Origin of the sequence: Allostigmatella hybrida (assembly GCF_020103775.1) — a bacterium.
GTDB classification, from domain to species: Bacteria; Myxococcota; Myxococcia; order Myxococcales; family Myxococcaceae; genus Hyalangium; species Hyalangium aurantiaca.
On sequence record NZ_JAHXBH010000002.1, the window covers coordinates 131,878 to 149,537 of the forward strand.

Annotated in this window: 8 protein-coding genes; all 8 read left to right on the forward strand. The window is 67.0% G+C overall.

What is annotated here, in order from left to right; translation table 11 throughout:
* Positions 1 to 44: 44 nt before the first annotated feature.
* Positions 45 to 1,367, forward strand: a complete 1,323-nt coding sequence (locus KY661_RS05810) for an ABC transporter permease (RefSeq protein ID WP_263436742.1) — start codon at positions 45 to 47, stop codon at positions 1,365 to 1,367.
* An 11-nt stretch (positions 1,368 to 1,378) separates the two neighbouring features.
* The gene (locus KY661_RS05815; protein ID WP_225409261.1) at positions 1,379 to 2,986 is read left to right on the forward strand and encodes an MBL fold metallo-hydrolase; all 1,608 of its coding nucleotides are present in this window, start codon (positions 1,379 to 1,381) and stop codon (positions 2,984 to 2,986) included.
* Positions 2,983 to 3,750: a 3-hydroxyacyl-CoA dehydrogenase gene (locus KY661_RS05820; RefSeq protein WP_225409262.1), complete on the forward strand. Its 768-nt coding sequence runs from the start codon at positions 2,983 to 2,985 to the stop codon at positions 3,748 to 3,750. The genes KY661_RS05815 and KY661_RS05820 overlap by 4 nt, the downstream gene beginning before the upstream one ends.
* Positions 3,751 to 3,785: 35 nt before the next feature.
* Positions 3,786 to 5,837 carry an ABC transporter permease gene (locus KY661_RS05825; protein ID WP_225409263.1) on the forward strand — a complete coding sequence of 684 codons (2,052 nt, stop codon included), beginning with the start codon at positions 3,786 to 3,788 and terminating at the stop codon, positions 5,835 to 5,837.
* A 199-nt stretch (positions 5,838 to 6,036) separates the two neighbouring features.
* Positions 6,037 to 6,246: a helix-turn-helix domain-containing protein gene (locus KY661_RS37695; protein ID WP_225409264.1), complete on the forward strand. Its 210-nt coding sequence runs from the start codon at positions 6,037 to 6,039 to the stop codon at positions 6,244 to 6,246.
* 600 nt (positions 6,247 to 6,846) lie between these two features.
* Complete coding sequence (locus KY661_RS05835; protein ID WP_225409265.1) at positions 6,847 to 9,825, forward strand: hypothetical protein; 2,979 nt, start codon at positions 6,847 to 6,849, stop codon at positions 9,823 to 9,825.
* Positions 9,825 to 16,448, forward strand: coding sequence for a DEAD/DEAH box helicase (locus KY661_RS05840; protein ID WP_225409266.1), 6,624 nt, complete (start codon positions 9,825 to 9,827; stop codon positions 16,446 to 16,448). Before KY661_RS05835 ends, KY661_RS05840 begins: the two co-directional genes overlap by 1 nt.
* On the forward strand, positions 16,445 to 17,659 hold the full coding sequence (locus KY661_RS05845) for a PD-(D/E)XK nuclease family protein (protein ID WP_225409267.1): 1,215 nt from the start codon (positions 16,445 to 16,447) through the stop codon (positions 17,657 to 17,659). The genes KY661_RS05840 and KY661_RS05845 overlap by 4 nt, the downstream gene beginning before the upstream one ends.
* Position 17,660 lies beyond the last annotated feature (1 nt).

The following is a 17,660-nucleotide window of genomic DNA, read 5'->3' on the forward strand; positions in this document are numbered from 1 at the left end:
GGCCCTTCTTATACTACCTTACCCCAGCCCGATAAGTGGGAGACATGCACACAGGCGCTCCACAGGTGCTCCAATTCATCCTCCTGGCGGTCCGGAACCTGGCTGCGCACCGCCGCCGGACCCTCATGCTGGGAGGCGCAATGGCCGGGGTCACCGCGCTGCTGCTCTTCCTGCTGGGGCTCTCCAACGGCGTCCAGAGCACGGTCCTGCAGTCCGCCACCACGCTGATGTCGGGCCACGTCAACGTCGCCGGCTTCTACAAAGTGACGCGCGGCCAATCGAGCGCGGTGGTGACGCACGCTCCCAAGCTCCTCGAGCTCATCCAGCGCGAGGTGCCGGAACTCGTCAGCGTGTCGCAGCGCGGCAGAGGCCTCGCCCGGGTGATCAGCGACACCCACGGCATGCAGATCGCGCTCAACGGGCTGGACATCGCGGCGGAGCCGGTCTTCCGCCAGGTCCTCCGCCTCGCCGAGGGGAACCTGGAGGATCTGGCCCTCCCGGGGAGCATCCTGCTGTTCGAATCCCAGGCGAAGAAGCTCGAGGTGAAGACCGGGGACATGCTCACCCTGTCCGGCGTCACCGTGCGCGGCAGCACCAACACCCAGGATGTCCGGGTGGTGGCCATCGCCCGCGACATCGGGCTGCTCAGTTCGATCAACGTCTTCGTCCCGAATGCCACGCTCCGGGCGCTGTATCAGCTCCACGGCGATGCGACGGGCGCCCTGCTGATCTACCTCCCGGACCTCGACGATGCCCCCGCAGTCCAGCAGCGGCTGCGCCAAGCACTCGCCTCCGCACACTACGAGCTCCTCGAGGAGGAGCAGCAGCCTTACTGGCAGAAGCTCGAGCTGGTTAGCCAGGAGGACTGGACGGGCCAGCGGCTGGACGTCACGACCTGGAAGACCGAGGTCGCCTTCGTCAACTGGACGAGCAGCCTGCTCCACGTGCTCAGCTTCGTGCTCATGTTCGTGCTGATCGTGACCATCGCGGTGGGCTTGATGAACACCCTGTGGATCTCCATCCGGGAGCGCACGCAAGAGGTGGGAACCCTGCGAGCGATCGGCATGCAGCGCTCACAGGTCGTGTGGATGTTCGCCCTGGAAGCGCTGGTGCTCAGCGTCCTGAGCGCTGGGGCAGGCGCGGTGCTGGGCTCCATCCTCTGCGCGATCCTGAATGCGCTTCAGCTCCCTGTCCCCCAAGCGGTGCAGCTGTTCCTGATGGGAGACCGGCTGTACCTCCGGGTCGACGCCGGAGCCACCCTGCTCTCCATCACGCTGATCAGCGCCTGCACCACGGCCATCGCCCTCATCCCTTCCTTCCTGGCGGCCCGTCTCAAGCCGGTCACCGCCATGCACCACGCCGGGTAACCGGAGTCCTCATGTCCGCCACCTACCGCCTGTCCGAGCACACCTGCATCGAGCCCCTGGTCAACCACTGGATGGCCTGGTGGCTCACCCTCGCGCCGATTCCCGCGTGCCTCAACGCGTACAACTTCCAGCTCCCCCTGCTGAAGGCGTACCTCCAGAACCCGGCCTTCCACGAGAAGTCGGAGCGGGAGATCAACGGCGGTTCGTTCGTGGGCGTGCCCGCCTCCCGTGCAGCGGAAGTGCGCGCGCTGTTGCAGCGGACGCAGACCGGTCAGGAGGAAGGGCTCAAGCTGGCCGAGGCGTTCGAGGAGTTCCAGACGTACCTCTGGACCGAGGCCAAGGGCCAGTCGCTGGAGCCGCTGTACCAGAAGCTCCCCCCCTCCCTGCGGGGACTCGTGGAGCTGGTCTACGACTACAACAACCGCGCCTCCATCCAGGTGCTGGAGCCGCTCTCGTACAAGAGCCGGTACCACCAGCCGCAGCTCCAGGCACTGCAGCTCGGAGCGCTGGAGCGCGACTCCGAGCGCCGCACCTTCTTCACCACGCCCCGGCTCACCCACGAGCGGCAGATCGAGTGGAAGGTGCCGTTCACGGACGCGCGCGTGGACCCGCTCTTCGAGCTGGAGCGCACCCCCCAGCCCCTGGGCCACATCCAGGAGCTGCTCGGCGACGCCGTCCCGAGCGAGGAGGTGCTGCGCTCCCTGCTGACCGAGGCGCCCGCTCCTGCCCCGGTCGAAACGTGGACGGGACCCGGGGTGCGCGTGCGGTACGTGGGGCATGCGTGCGTGCTGGTGGAGTGGAAAGGAACCTCCATCCTGATCGATCCGGTGATCGGCGTCCGGCCGCGCGCGGGGGGCGAATCGCGCCTGAGCTACGAGGATCTCCCGGCCCGGATCGACTACGCGCTCGTGACGCACGCCCACGCCGACCACTACAACCCCGAGACGCTCCTGCGCCTGCGGCGGCGGATCGACTGCCTCGTCGTTCCTCGCGCGCGGGGCCTGCTCGTGGGGGACGTCTCGCTCAAGCTGATGTCCACGATGATGGGCTACAAGCGGGTCGTCGACCTGGAGATGTTCGACTCGCTGCCACTGCCCGATGGGGAAATCGTCGCCATCCCCTTCCTGGGAGAGCATGGAGACCTGTCCCACGCGAAGAGCGCGTACCTGATCCGCGCGGGCAAGGAGCAGATCCTCTTCGCCGCGGACTCGGCCAACCTGGACGACACGCTCTACCGCAACATCCGCCAGGCGGTCGGCGAGGTGCAGACGGTCTTCATGAACACCGAGAACGAGGGCTCTCCGCTCACGTTCACCATCGATGCCCTGTTCCCCAAGCGCCGCGACCGCCGCGCGGAGAAGAACCGCCGGTGCCGGGGGAGCAACGCCAGCGAAGGCGTGCGGCTGCTGGAGCTCCTCGGCGCCAAGCGGCTCTACAACTACGCCATGGGCCTCGAGCCCTGGCTGTCGCACATCGTGGGCCCGGAGTCCCCCACGGACTCGCCGCGCATGAAGGAGTCCGACACCCTGCTGACCGAGGCGCGCACGCGCGGGCTGGAGGTGGCGCATCGGCTCCGGGGAACGACCGAGCTGCGGATCGCCACGGAGGGCCAGCCGTGAAGCTCCAGGGGGCGGTAGCGGCCGTGACCGGAGGCGCCTCGGGACTGGGGAAAGCCGTGGCGGCGCGGCTGGTGGCCGCGGGGGTGAAGGTGGCCTTGCTGGATCGCCCGAACTCGCAGGGGCCCGGGGTGGCAAAGGAGCTCGGTGAGCCCACTCAGTTCCTCGCGGCGGATGTCACCAATGCCTCGGCGGTCGCCTCCGCCTTCCAATCCGTTCAGCAGACCCTGGGACCGGTGTCGATCCTCGTCAACTGCGCGGGCATCGGCGTCTCGGTGCCCACCCTGGGGGCGCTCGGGCCCGCCAAGCTGGACGACTTCCTCCGGCCCATCCAGGTGAACCTGGTGGGCACCTTCAACTGCATCCGGCTCGCGGCCGCCCAGATGGCGAAGAACGAGCCGAACGCCGACGGCGAGCGCGGAGTGATCGTGAACACCTCATCGATCGCGGCCTACGACGGACAGGCCCGCCAGGCCGCCTACGCAGCGTCGAAGGCGGGAATCATCGGAATGACACTGCCCATTGCCCGGGATCTCGCCGAGCACGGAATCCGGGTGATGACCATCGCGCCAGGGCTCTTCGACACGCCCATGATGAGCGGTTTTCCCAAGGACGTCCGGGAGGGACTCGAAGCGCAGGTCCCCTTCCCGAAGCGAATGGGCCACCCGGATGAGTTCGCATCGCTGGTGCTCCACATCGTGGAGAACACGATGCTCAACGGCGAGACCATCCGGCTGGATGGCGCCATCCGCTTCGCGCCGCGCTGAACCAGCCCCGCGCACATGCAAGGCACGGAGACCCCATGGGCCCCCTGATGATCCTGGTGCAGATTGCGCTCCGCAATCTGTTCACGAGCACGCTCAACCTCGTCATCGGCGGCATCATTCTCGTGGGCACGGCCCTCGTGGTCGCGGGCGGGGCGATGCTGGACAGCATCGATGGGGCCATGACCCGCAGCCTCATCGGCAGCGGAACCGGTGATCTCCAGGTCTACTCCAGCCAGGCGAAGGAGGACCTGGACCTGAGCGCGGCGCAGGTCCTGCCCGCCATTGAGGACTTCCCCCGCGTCAAGCGGGAGTTGCTGGCGAGGCCAGAGGTCCTGAGCATCGTACCGGCCAACGTGAGCAACGGGCTGGTCCTCTCCGGCAATGCCCTGGATGACGTGTTCGCGCGGTTGCGGAACGCCATCCGCACGAAGGCCCCCGAGGAACAGGTGCTCGGTCTCAAGCGGCTGGCGCAGCAGAGCGTCCGCGTCCTCCAGGAGGATCTCCGGAACGCGCGCGAGGTGGCCACGAGCTCCACCGATGCCGAGGAGTTCGCCGCGCTGGACCGCGCGGCCTCGGACGCATTCTGGGCAGCGTTCGATCGCGATCCCCTGGACGCACTGGAGTTCCTGGAGAACCGGATCGCCCGGTTGGTGATCGACGCGGAGACCATCAAGATCCGCTACATCGGAACGGACCTGGAGGCCTTTCAAGCCACCTTCGATCGCATGCAACTGCGGGAAGGCACCCAGGTACCTCCCGGCAAGCGAGGGCTGCTGCTGGGCCAGTATTTCTACGAGGACAAGTTCAAGCTCAAGATCGCGCGCCGGCTCGACCTCCTGAACGAGGCCGTCACGGTGAAGGGACGCCGCATCGCGGAGGACCCCGAGCTGCGGCGCCATGTGGCCCGGAACCAGAAGCAGGTGCGGGACATCCTGTTCCAGCTCGACAGCTTGAAGACGCAGGAGCTGGTGTCACGCCTGCAACGAAGGCTCGGCGTGGGCGAGCAGGATCCCGCCCAGCTGCTGGCCCTGCTGTTGAACACCAACGACGAGAACTTCCAGGAGCGCTACCAGCTCTTCTATTCCGAGGTGGCGCCGCTCCTGTCGCTCTACCGCATTCGGATTGGCGACGTGGTGACGGTCCAGAACGTGAGCCCGCGTGGATACGTCCAATCGGTCAACGTCCCGTTCTATGGGACGATCGAGTTCAAGGGGTTGGAGAAATCGCCGCTCGCGGGCACGGTGAACCTGATGGACCTGGTGTCCTTCCAGAAGCTCCAGGGAGGCCAGAGCCAGGAGGAAGCACGCGAGATCGAGCGCATCAAAACCCAGAGCGGCGTGAAGGACGTGGACAGGGCCAGTGCCGAAGCCGAGTTCTTCGGCGAGGACAGCGCCCTCGTCGGGGATGCCGCACCGGCTCACATCGACGAGGAGGCCCTGTTCGAAGCGGGTGAGGACAAGTCCCTGGGGGACACGTACACCCAGGAGGAGCTGGCCCAGAGCGTGGTCATCAGCGCGGCGGTGATGCTCAAGCCGGGAAACTCCCTGAACGCGGTGGCGCCCTCCTTGGAACAGCTCGCCCGTGACAAGGGCCTGCCCATCCGGATCGCCACCTGGAAGCAGGCTTCGGGCCTCATTGGACAGTTCACCCTGGTGGTCAAGGCCGCGCTCTACTTCGGGGTCTTCATGATCTTCGTGGTGGCGCTGATCGTCATCAACAACGCCATGATGATGGCGGCACTCCAGCGGGTTCACGAGATCGGGACGATGCGTGCCATCGGGGCCCAGCGGGGATTCGTCCGCTGGATGATCATCACGGAGACCCTTCTCCTCGGCACCACCTTCGGATCGCTTGGAGCGCTGGCCAGCGTGCTGCTCATGAAATACCTGGGCCACACCGGGCTCCCCGCCCCCTCCGACGAGATACATTTCTTCTTCTCGGGGCCCCGGTTGTTTCCGTCGATCTCGGCGGCCAACCTGATTGCCGGGTACGTGATGGTGCTCGGGGTGAGCGTGCTCTCCACCCTGTACCCAGCAATTTTGGCGACGCGGGTCTCGCCAGTGAAGGCCATGCAGGCTGCTGAGTAGCCGCTAACTCCGCACAGCGAGCATTGATGGGCGAAGCAACAGGATTCGAACCTGCGACCACTTGCACCCCAAGGAACATCGAAGGCCTTCCAGACGTTACAGCGGTTCACAACCCTGCGTAATCATTCGGGTTTCTCCGCCCGAAGCTGTCCAGCCGTCCCATCCAGTAGGCCAGGGTACCAAGGATTTTGCTGCTACCTTGCTGCTGCGCCCTGCCCTGCTGCCGCCTAGAGCCGGCGAGCCTGGGCGGCTGCTGACCGTTCGGGAGGTCGCAGCGCGGCTAGGAGTATGCCGGGCCACCGTGTACCGGCTGTGCTCACAGGGCGCATTGCCCCACATCCGGCTCTCCAATGCAGTGCGAGTAGATCCTCATGCCTTGGAGAGATTCATTCAGGGAACTTCGTCGTAGAATCAAATGTAGGCCAATGTCTGCTATGCTCCATCGAGGTGCGCACCGGTGGCGGAGGACATTCCAGGCTCCTGAGCGGCAGGGCACGGGCACCAAGGCCCTGTCTGCCTCCGGAGTTGACCATAGCCCCCGTCTTGGCTTGGCCATGCGAAGCCCTGTCGTGACGCGATGCTTCAAGCAACCTTTCTGCCCACGGTACGGCTAGCATCCAGCCCGAGGCAGCGGGCCCCTCACCCGCTCGGCTTCGGCTCCTTGGCCTACCGCCTAGTATTACAGCAGTACTTCAGCCTGACCGGCCCAGATGTTGTAGCTCCTTACCCAGCGAGGAAGCCCAATGTGCTGGAATAGGAGTCGATCTACTGCCCTTGTACTAATCCACTGCTGTTGTACTGGTGGTGAGTCCGCATCGAGGGTCGGGATATTCGAATGACCGCCGTAGTTCCAGAAGCTCCGACTCCATCGGCGCTGCCGCCGAGGCCCTGGAAAAGCGCTTCTTACTCCGACTGGAACGAATGGCTCTTCGCCGACACGTTCACCAGAAGCCAGAGTCCGGAGCCGATCAGGTACATCCCGGCTTCCCTCAAGGAACTCTGCGTCATCGTGGGAGAGTCCCCCGAGCGTGCACAGGAGGTGCTGCAGGCCTTCTCGGATGCCATCTGCCAGGAGCTCGACAAGGAGAGGTGCACCTTCGAGAGCTACTACCTCCAGTACCGTCTCCGCAGCGGTAGCCGCGACGCGTATTGGAGCCGCTTCAGCGACGAAGAGCCCTACTTCTTCGCCTGCCTCTGGCTGACCTGCCTGGTTGCATCGGGCTACCCTCCGTACGAGGGGCAGTTCTATCCCCGCATGGGTCTGGTGCTAGGCAGACCGGTCAGCAGCTTCTCCTCCACCCGGGAGTCCGGCAGCCTGGAAGACGTCTGGGAGGATCTTGCCGACTGGACGCAGCGCCATCGCGACCGGTACCGGGAGCTGATCCTCCCACCACGCGACACCTATCGCAAGATCATCGGGCGCTCCTTCTACCTGGCCTTTCCCAACCACGCGGATCGGCTACAGCTGCGAGCTGTGCTGGAGAAAGCGGATCTGCTCGTGGACAAACCTCCCATCACGCCAGTGCTTGAGGCGTTGCGCCGCTCGAAGAAGGTCTTCGGCAAGGAGTTCCAAAAGGAGTTGGACAGCTTCTTCGACAAGTACCTGCAGAGCGGCCGGGATCCAGGAGAGAGCCCGTTCTGGCGCGCCGTGGCGCAGGAGGCGAGTACGCCCAGTCTGGAACGGACGGGCGGGGCCGAGCGCACGGGCCAGACCACGTTGATGGCCCGCTTCGACCAGGACGACCTGCTCGAGCTCTACATCGCCTGCACCGAGCAGTACCCCGACAAGCCTGGCTTCACCCGGGAAGCCCTCGGCTTCGATGCGGGAGAATTCCGCTACCGGCTCGTACCGCAGGCCCCCTCCTCTTCGCAGCGGCTGGTATTCGATCAGCTGCTCACGGGGACGTCCCGGCGGACCTTCGCGAGCGGTGTCCTGCCCTTGCTACGGGTCATCACGGGCGAGTACCGGCTCGCCCATGGCGAAGAGCTGGCGGAGTGCGACCGCGCCCTCGTCCGCGATGACAGGGTCGAGGCCTTCGTCCGGACGTTTGGAGGGAAGAAGACCCAGTGCGCGCTTCCGGGGTGGCAGGAGGTCGAAGGTTGCCAGCTGCACCAGCTGGACTCCCCGCCCGAGGGACTTGAGGGCGTCTACACGCTCCTCCATACGACGGAGCCCCAGCGTCCTCACTTCGTGGGAGGGCTACGCACCTCAATGGGCGGTTTCTATCGGCTGAACGGCTACCTGCCACGCATCCACGCGCCCGGCGCCGAGAAGGTCGAGGTCGCCATCGCCAGCTCGTGGCTGCCGTGCCAACGCGTCACCGGCGAGCAGCAGGTCGAGGAGTGGCTCCTTCCCGCGGGGCTCGACGATGCGCTTGAGGAGCTGCGCGTGGCGGCGACCTGGAAGGTGCACATCGAGGGCTATGCCCTGGAGCGCCGGGGTGAGGCGAAGGTCTCCCTGGATGCCCTGAGCCTCGCGATCGACCACAAGGGGCTGCCGAGCGGAGACTTCTGGCTTGAGACGACCTCGCGCCGGCTTGAGACCCTCCGCGGCCCGGTGGACAAGATTCCCCTGGGCTTCACGACCTGGGACCGCACCCGCACCATGGACATGCTGTTCTTCGATGCGACGGCGCGCTGGCTCGGGCCCGGCGTCGGAGAAATGTCCCTCGTGCCGAACAAGGGTTTCCCGTGGCTGGCCATCGGCCCCAATAACTCCCCGACGATGATCGTCTTCGTCGGAGACGCGCAAAAACCGGTCCTGCCGGACGACGACTTCTCGTCTCTTCAAAAAGACCGGCGCCACTGGAAGCGAGCCTTCTCGGGAGGGACCGGCTCCGTCTTCGTCCGGGAGGGCGCCGAGTACGTGCCGCTCGACGAGCGGCCCGAGGTGCAGACCATCCACTCCGCCTACGTGAAGGCCGCACACTCCAGTGTCCGTCCGGCAGGGAGCGAGTGTGCACCGACAGACCTGGACAGGTACCTCCAGGACACGGAAAAGGTGAGCGGCGACTACTCCAGGGAGGCCGCACTCCTGCTGGATGTCCTTTCCTCCATCGCGCACAGCCGCAGCGGCATCCCCCTGCGGGAAGTCCACGAGCACCTGGCCCGGCTCACGCACACGGACGAGCACCACTCACTGCGCTACCACCTGCTCCGGGCGCTGGCGGAGGTGGGCGCCATCGACACGCTGCTGCGCTTGAATGGCAGGCAGACGCTCGTCGTGGCCCGCAAGCCGCGGCTCGTCATCTCCCGGCGGGGAAACCGCTTCAGCGGCACCGTGCTGGGCCTGCTGCCGCGGACAATCTCCAGGCGCGTCGAGCCGGAGGGCCGTAAGCGCGGCCTGCAGGTGACCTACGCGGCGCCACCCAACCGCTTCCAACCTCCCGTCATCCACCTGGAGGCGGAAGATGGAGCCGTGGAGCCGCTTGAGGCCCTCTCCCGGGAGCTGGCCTTCGCCCCGCCCGAGTTCCTTGACTGGCCCGACGCGTCCCTCGTTCCCCCGCACTTCACCGTCCGCGAGGAGCTCGCGCGGGACGAGCCTCCGGAGATGTACGTGCGCGAGGCGACCTGGTGCTGGAAGAGTGGCGCCTTCAAGCTGAACGCGGAAGAGCCGGGCGAGGTGAGCATCGAGCGGCGCAGTGATGGCCAGCGCGCCCCCATCTACGTCGTCACCCGGGCAGGGACGCCCGTGGGCTGGAGCTACTCCCGAGCGTGGGCGCTCCTGGATGCCACGGAGAGGGCCGGGCGGCCTCCCTTCACGCTTGAGGGCGGAGTGCTCCGCGCCATGGCCCATGCCCCCTTGCACCTGCCCCTGCCGCTGGCCCGCCTGTGCACGGTGGTCGGCGCCGGGGCCCCCGGCCCACGCATCGAGGAGCGCGCGGGCCGCCCGGTGGTCACCTCATACGTCTATCCGTTCGGCAGGAAGCTCGCCCCGCTGGCCGCGCGGGCAGTTCCCGAGTCGTGGATTCAAAGGAAGGTGGAGTGATGCAGGACCCAATTGGAAACTTCGAGCGCATCCGCGAACTCTACATCAGCTACCTCGATACCGCCTTCCGCATCGGTGACGAGAGCGTGGCCGAGGAGCGGCGCCGGCTGCTGCGCCAGCCCGGCACCTTCTGCACCGAGCCGCTCATCGAGGCCATTCCCCGGTACGAGCCCGCGGAGCTGTCCTTCGACGCGCTCTACCTGGACACCTCGCCCGAGGGGCCCCTGGCCGACTTCTCCGAGCCGGCGCGGCGCGCCTTCGTCGACTTGGCCCTCGCGGGGCTGTTCGGCTCGGAGCCTCGGGAGAAGGGCGGCCTGCCGCTGAAGCGCAAAGCGAAGTACTCACCCTATCGCCACCAGATCCAGATGCTGCACCGGGGCGTGCGGCCTGGCATGCCGGGTGTCGTCACCTCTGGCACGGGCTCGGGCAAGACGGAGTCCTTCATGCTGCCCCTGCTGGCGCGGATCGCCAAGGAGGCCGTCGGCTGGAAAGCCCCCGAGACGGGATACCTCAAGCATCACTGGTGGGTGGATCCCGAGACAGGCCTGCCCTACTTCAAGGAGAAGGACGGGCGGCGCTACCCCGAGCTGCCCAAGCAGAAGCGGCCCGATACGAAACATCCTCTGAACACCGCCTTCGAGCGGCACCGTGCGGGAGAGAAACGCACGGCGGCGGTCCGCGCGCTCGTCCTGTACCCGATGAACGCCCTGGTCGAGGACCAGCTCGTCCGCCTGCGCAAGGCGCTCGACTCGGCCGAGGCGCGCGAGGCCATGCAGGAGCACTTCCATGGCAACCGCATCTTCTTCGGCCGCTACATTGGTGCGACTGAGGTCACTGGCCACCCAGGCTCGACGAGCAGCCCCCGGGGCCTAGATGCCTTTCTCCTGGAGGGAAAGGCCGCCGCGGCGCAGCGAGGGTCCATCAAGATCGAGGGCCACAAGCGGGCCGACGACAACGGCGACGTGGCGTACGAAGATCTCTGGAAGGACGAGAAGGATCGCCGCGCCCGCCGTCTGACCCAGCTCTTCGAGTACATGGCGAGCCTGGAGCAAGGGCAGATCCAGGCCCGGCTCCACGCGCTGGACAAACAAGCTCAGGAGCACCTGCACGCCAGGCTTGAGGCCCATCGCGAGAAGCACGGCGCCGCTGCCGACCCGGCCGCCTTCCTCGCCTACGCGGAGGAGCCGGCGGTGGGCAAGCGCGCCCTGCCGAGTCTCCTTGAGGACTACCAGAAACTCTTCGGGGCTCCGGACGCGGCGGCACACCAGCGGCTTGAGAAGCTCCAGCTGACGGACAAGGACGCGCGTCAGGCCCCCTCGGCCACCGGGGCCGACGACGCTCCCTTCATGTTCCCCTCGGTGGACGGCTCGGAGATGACGAACCGGTGGGACATGCAGCTGGACCCGCCGGACATCCTCATCACCAACGTCAGCATGTTGAGCGCCATGCTCAACCGTGAGGTCGAAGAGCCCATCTTCGAGCAGACCCGCAAGTGGCTCGAGCAGGACGATACGTACTTTTTCCTCGTGCTCGACGAGTTGCACCTGCAGCGAGGAGCCGCGGGTACCGAGGTGTCCTTCCTGCTGCGGATGCTGCTCGAGCGGCTGGGCCTCACCCAGAGCGCGAAGCAGCGGAGCAAGATCCGCATCCTGGCCTCGAGCGCCTCGCTCCCCGCCGCTCCGCAGGCGGAGGCGGACAAGAGCTCCCAGTATCTGTGGGACATGTTCGGCCCGTTTGGCCTGCCCCCCGCGGAGCGCGGCGAGAAGGAGTCCAGGGAGCTGTGGCGCCAGTCCATCGTCTCCGGGCACGAGAAGAAAGGCCGCTACGGGCCCACCACCGAATCAGCGAAGGTGCGGCTGGAGCCAGCGCCCTTCCGCGAGCTGCTCGCGGCGCACCAGCTCCCGGGATGGGGCGACCCCGACGTTCCCCTGGCTCAGCCTCTGTTCGCGAAGATTCCCGAGGACGCCGAACCGCTTGAGCGCGCGTGGAGGCACGTCTGCAAGGCCCTCGGGACTGGCGCGGACAAGCCGCTGTCCCAGGCCATCTCCGAGGCCCTCACGGAAGCAACCGACCGCCTCCTGTGGGCATGCTGGCAGCAGGACGAGGAGCGTTCACGCGCACAACCCCTGAGCGAGTTGGCGGAGAAGCTCTTCGGGCCTCCCACGGATGAGCCGGGGCACACGACCACGGAGCACCTGGAGGCCCTTCGCGGGCTGCTCTTCGCTCGCGGCGCGGCGGATGGGCTGAAGGCGCTCGACTACCTCCGGGGCCTCGATCTGCCCTCGTTCCGCGTGCACACCTTCTTCCGGAGCATCGAGGGACTCTACGCTCCGGCATACAAGGGCCTGGGCTCTCCGAAGACGGCGGTGGACCGGCGAGCCGAGGTGGGCCAGCTCACCATCGAGCAGGCTCACCGCATCGCCATCGAGACGCCCCAGGGTGCCCGGGAGCACAGGCTCTTCGAGCTCGTCTACTGCGAGTGCTGCGGCGAGCTGTTCTTCGGGGGCATGCGGGCCGAGTTCTCAAGGGGCAGTTACCTGGCTGAGCTCCTACCCCAGGAGCCGAAGCTTGAGGGGCTACCGGACGACGCCGCCTCTCAGCGCTTCGAGGATCTCTCCTGGAAGCAATACGCCCTCTTCTGGCCCAATTCCAGGAACCGTCCCGCCGACGCGCCTGCGGACGGCAAGGACAAGGACAAGGGCCAGTGGCTGCGGGCGGTCATCGAGCGGGAGACCGGGGGCATCCTCAATCGGGACAAGATGAAGGACTCGGACCTCGACCCCAGCAAGCACCTCGAGGGCTGGTACTTCGAGAGCAGCGGCACGGATGCCGGGCACAAGCGCAACTGGGAGTCCCCGGGCACCAACGTGCCCTACTCGTGCCCCAACTGCCTCACCTCGTACAAAGGTCGGCTCGACAAGCGCTACCGCCTGTCTCCCTTGCGGAACTTCCGGGCAGGTTTCGCCAAGACGACGCAGTTGCTGGCCACCGAGCTCTTCGACGCGCAACGTGTCTCGAACCCGGTGGAGGCTCCCAAGCTGGTGTCTTTCTCGGACAGTCGGCAGGACGCGGCCAAGGCCGCGCTTTCCATCGAGAAGAACCACCACCAGGACATCCGCCGCGAGCTGCTCGTACGGACGCTGCGGCACTACCTCGACGGCCGCGCGGCGGAGAGGGCCGAGCTTGAGATCGAGTGCGCCGTGCTTGAGCAGTCGGTGGCTGCGGCGCAGGCCTCCGTCAAGCTCAGGGACAAGCGCGCGAAGGAGCTCGCCGAAGCGAGGAGTCGGCTGGCGAGTCTGCTCGATCCGAGCGCATTGCTCTCGGAGATCATCGGTATTGCCGAGCACCAGCGCCTCACTCCCGAGTCCCCGGTTCCCACGCTGATCGCGGACATGGCCCGGTTCGGTGTCCATCCCTACGACGGCGTGGGAGTCGACCGCCCCGCGGGCCAGGCGCCCGGCACCAGCGTGACGCTCCGCTTTCCGTGGAACCGGCTCCTCTCGCTGGACCCCGCGACCGGGAAGATTACCTGGGCGACGTCCGAGAATTCGGACGAGGCGATCGCCATGGGCAACGCCCGCCTCGACCTCGTCACCTCCGTGCACCGCGTCATGACGGACGTCGTCTTCAGCAAGACGTACTTCTCCATCGAGGAGTCGGGGCTGGGGTACGTGACGGTACCTCTCGAGCGGCTGCCGGGCTCGCCTGAGCAGAAGCAGCGGCGAGCCGCGGAGCTGGCCGCGCTGGTGCGCGTCATGTCCGATGCCTACCGGTACTGGCCGAGTCCTTTCGCCGAGAAGGACGCCATGGGCAAGCCCAAGATGCCCGATGAGTGGAGAGAGGCCGCGCAGGTCAATAGTCCCAAGGTGAAGAAATTCGCCCAGCAGGCGTGGCCCACCAACTGGGAGGTGCAGCTGAAAACGGCTCTCGACGAGCTGGCGGACGCGGGGCACGGGGACGGGCTCATCCGCATGCCCGCTGTCCGTATCCAGACCGTCTCGGACAAGGCCCAGTACGTGCGGTGCGAGCAGTGTTCCCGTGTCCACCTGCACCCGGGCGCTGGGGTCTGCACACGCTGCTTCGCGAAGCTCGACTGGAGCAGGCTGCGTAAGGACGAGGTCCACCGGCTGCACGTGCGCAACTTCTTGGCACGCCGCATCCAGCGCGCCACCGTCCAGGTGGGCGAGGACGGCCACGGCGCCTTCCGGCTCCACTGCGAGGAGCTCACCGGGCAGACGGAGAAACCCGCCGAGCGCCAGCGGGAGTTCCGAGGCATCTTCGTTCCACGGCTGTCGGAGCTCGAAGGCACGAGTGACGACGGCCCCGAGGAGCAGGGAGAGCTCGTGCTCGGGGGGCAGAACCTGCTCTTCAAGCGCAAGAGCGAGATCGATCTGTTGGCCGTGACGACGACCATGGAGGTGGGCATCGACATCGGCCCACTGCAGGTCGTCCTCCAGGCGAACATGCCCCCGCAGCGTTTCAACTACCAGCAGCGCGTGGGCCGCGCGGGACGCCGTGGCCAAGCCTTCTCCCTGGCCCTGACGATCTGCCGGACCAAGAGCCACGACGTCTTCTACTTCCGCGAGCCGAAGGCCATGACGGGGGACATCCCCCCCACGCCATTCCTCACCAAGCGGATGGAGAACATCGGCGGCCGGCTCGTCCGCAAGGGCTGGCTGTGGAGTGCCTTCAGGCGCCTGCGCGACGAGGAGCGCAAAGCGGGGCGGCCTTTCCCGGGCGACCTGATGAGCCCACCGGACATCCACGGCGAGTACCTGCCCACGGTCCTCTTCCGGGACAGCGACTGGCAGGCCCGGACGGAGAAAGCGCTCGAGCAGGAGCGGGGCTACGCCGGGCAGCTGGCACGGCTGCTTGAGGAGGGCAGCTCGCTGCGCTTCCAGGTGGACGTGCCTGAGCTCATGAAAAACATGAGGGCCGCCGTGGCTCGCATCAAGCAGACGGGCCTCGCGCACGTGCTGGCCGAATACGGCCTGCTGCCCATGTACGGCATGCCGACCCGGGTGCGCGAGTTGTACATGGGGCTGAGGCGCAATGGGGGGGAGCGCGAGTGGAGCAAGGTGGACCGGGACATCGACGTCGCCATCTACGAGTTCGCCCCCGGCTCCACCGTCGTCATCGACAAGCGCGAGCACCTCGCCGTGGGCTTCACCCCTGACCTCACGCCCCCCATTGGCCGGAAAGGCGAAGACGCCATCTACGCCATCCAGGGCTCGGCGTTCGGCCACGTCTTCGATCTGGTACAGTGCACGGTGTGCCAGGCCTGGACGGACCTCTCGAAGCAGGAGGCGGTCACCAAGTGCGAGTGCGGCGCGGTGCTCGACCTCGGCGCGCGCCGCAGTTGCCGCGTGCCCAACGCCTTCCGGACGGACCTTCCTCTCTTCCCGCGCACCACCGAGGAAGAGGCCGACGGCGGTGTGCGCCATCGCTCCATCCAGGCCGAGGCAGCCCGCATCCAGTTCGAGGAGGCCCAGGGTTTCGGTGCCACGGGGACCTGGCGGCTGCCCTTCAAGTACCAGAACAGCCGCACGTTCCGGCTCAATCGCGGGCCCAGCCACGAGAACGCCGGGCGCTACTTCAGCGTGAGGGAGGGCACGGACAGCCTGCTGGGCGCGAAGCTCGAGCACCAGGCCATCTGCATGGACAGCGAGTTGAACGAGCGGGTGCGAAACTTCGCGCCCGAGCCGCAAGAGATACAGATGTGGCTGGCGGCGCCGAAGACGACGGACTCGCTCTACCTGGCCACTCACGGAACGACGGACGGCCTAGCTCTCTACCGGTTGTACTCACGCGTGGACGATGCCGTCGCCGACGATGAGGTGACACGCTGGCTGGGCATCCGCGCGGCGGCGATGTCAGCCAGCTTCATCATCGCCAGCCGGGCCGCCTTCGAGCTGGACATCGATCCCGAGGAATTCGACGTGCTGGAGCCTCGGCGCTACATGCGGGAGGACCCCCGGCCACTGCTGCAGATCACCGATCACCTCGTGAACGGCGCGGGCTACTGCGACTGGCTCGTTCAGCAGGAAGGAGGCAAGCCGCGTATCGCGAGCCTCGTCCAGTCCATCCTTGAGGCGAAGAACAGGTACCCGCTCAAGCAGTTCCTCCACGAGAAGCATACGGGGTGCGACTCGTCCTGCTACCGCTGCCTGCGGCGCTACGGCAACCAGCCCTTCCACGGATTGCTCGACTGGCAATTGGGGCTGGCGTTCATCCGGGCAATGGTCGACCCGGACTACCGGGTGGGCCTGCTGAAGGGAGACTTCAAGGCGTACGTGGAGCTCGCGCGCTGGCCGAAGCTCGCCGAGGAACTGGCGCGGCAGATGGCCGACCGCTTCGGGGGCAAGAGCACCTGCTTCGGCGACGTGCCCGCCTTCCGGATCCGGAAACAAGGCAGTGAGCTCACCCCGTGGGTCCTCGTCCGGCATCCGCTCTGGGACTGGAGCCAGGAGAATGGACCGCCCCCGGGAACGATCCTGGCGCAGGCGTATGCGGAGGCGAAGAAGGCGGGAGGACTGCCACTGTGCTGGGACACATTCAACCTGCTGCGCCGCCAGGTGCTGGTGCGCGAGAAGATCGTCAGCGAGGCACGGAGTCATCAATGACGCGGCCGCCTCCGCTCCCGAAACCGATCGAAAGAGTGGAGGTACCCGCTTTCTTCTCGCCCTCCCGTTTCGGGGCGCTGGGCCGCTGCAAGCTCTCGGTGCTGGGCGAGCGGAGCGCCTCCGCGCTCCTTCCACCGGGCGTTCACGCCCTAGCCGGGACGATCGTGCACCACGTGCGGCGGGAGCTGAGCGAAGGCCATTGGAGAGCGGAGCTGACTGCGGAGGAGGCTTGCTCCTTGCTCCTGGCGGACATCACCCGGCAGGCAGAAGCTCAGCTGGCTGGGACCGCAAGCACCGCGGCACTCGGTCCTCTGCGTGAAGCGATGGGGATCAGGGCCTGGGAGCTCCGGGAGCTGCGCCTCCGCCGGTGGGCCGCGCGGCTGGTGCTTCAGGGCAAGAACGGGCCCGCACGGCCGCTGGGAGATCTGCTGGCAGTGCCCGCGGGCCAGGGACCTGACACCCCACGGCTTGAGACGGGAGACGAGGCCTGGCTGGTTGCGCCCTCGCTGCGGCTCCGGGGAAGAGCCGACCGCGTCGAGCAGACGGTGCCGGGCACCCTCGACATCATCGACTTCAAGTCCGGCCGCCTGCATGACGACGAGGGACAGTTGCTGCCGGACGCGACGCTCCAGGTGCGGCTGTATGCCCTGGCCGCCGAAGCGGCCGGGGCCGCGTCCGTACGTCTCTTCCTCGAGGGAGACGATCGCCACCCCGTTCCGTGGGGTGGAACGGAGCGCGGTGAAACGCGAGCCCTGCTCAAGACGATCTCCGAAGAGCTCCCGGAGGGTAAGGCCCTCGGTGCGAGGGACCTGGCCGAGCCGGGCCCTCAGTGCCGTGGCTGCCGCCTACGGCCCTCGTGCGGACGCTACCTTCAGTCGGGCCCCAGTGCCTGGACGCATCCACAGCTTCCTGGGCAGGAGCCTCAATTGGACGTGTGGGGTACTCTTGAGCGCGTCGCGACAGGAGCCCATGGCGACACGGTGGAACTGCGCGAGCCGAACGGGAACCTCGTCATCGTCGACGGGCTGAATCCTGCCCGGGGACTGGGAGCAGTGACCGCCGGAGCGCCGGTGTACTTCTTCGAGCTCGAACGGACGGAGGACCGGCGCGCCCACGGCCGGGTAGTGCACCCCCGCAACTTCCACGAGCACCCTCCGGATGGAGGCAGGCGGCTGCGCCGGGCCCGGAGCCTCCAGGTCTTCCTCGGCTGAA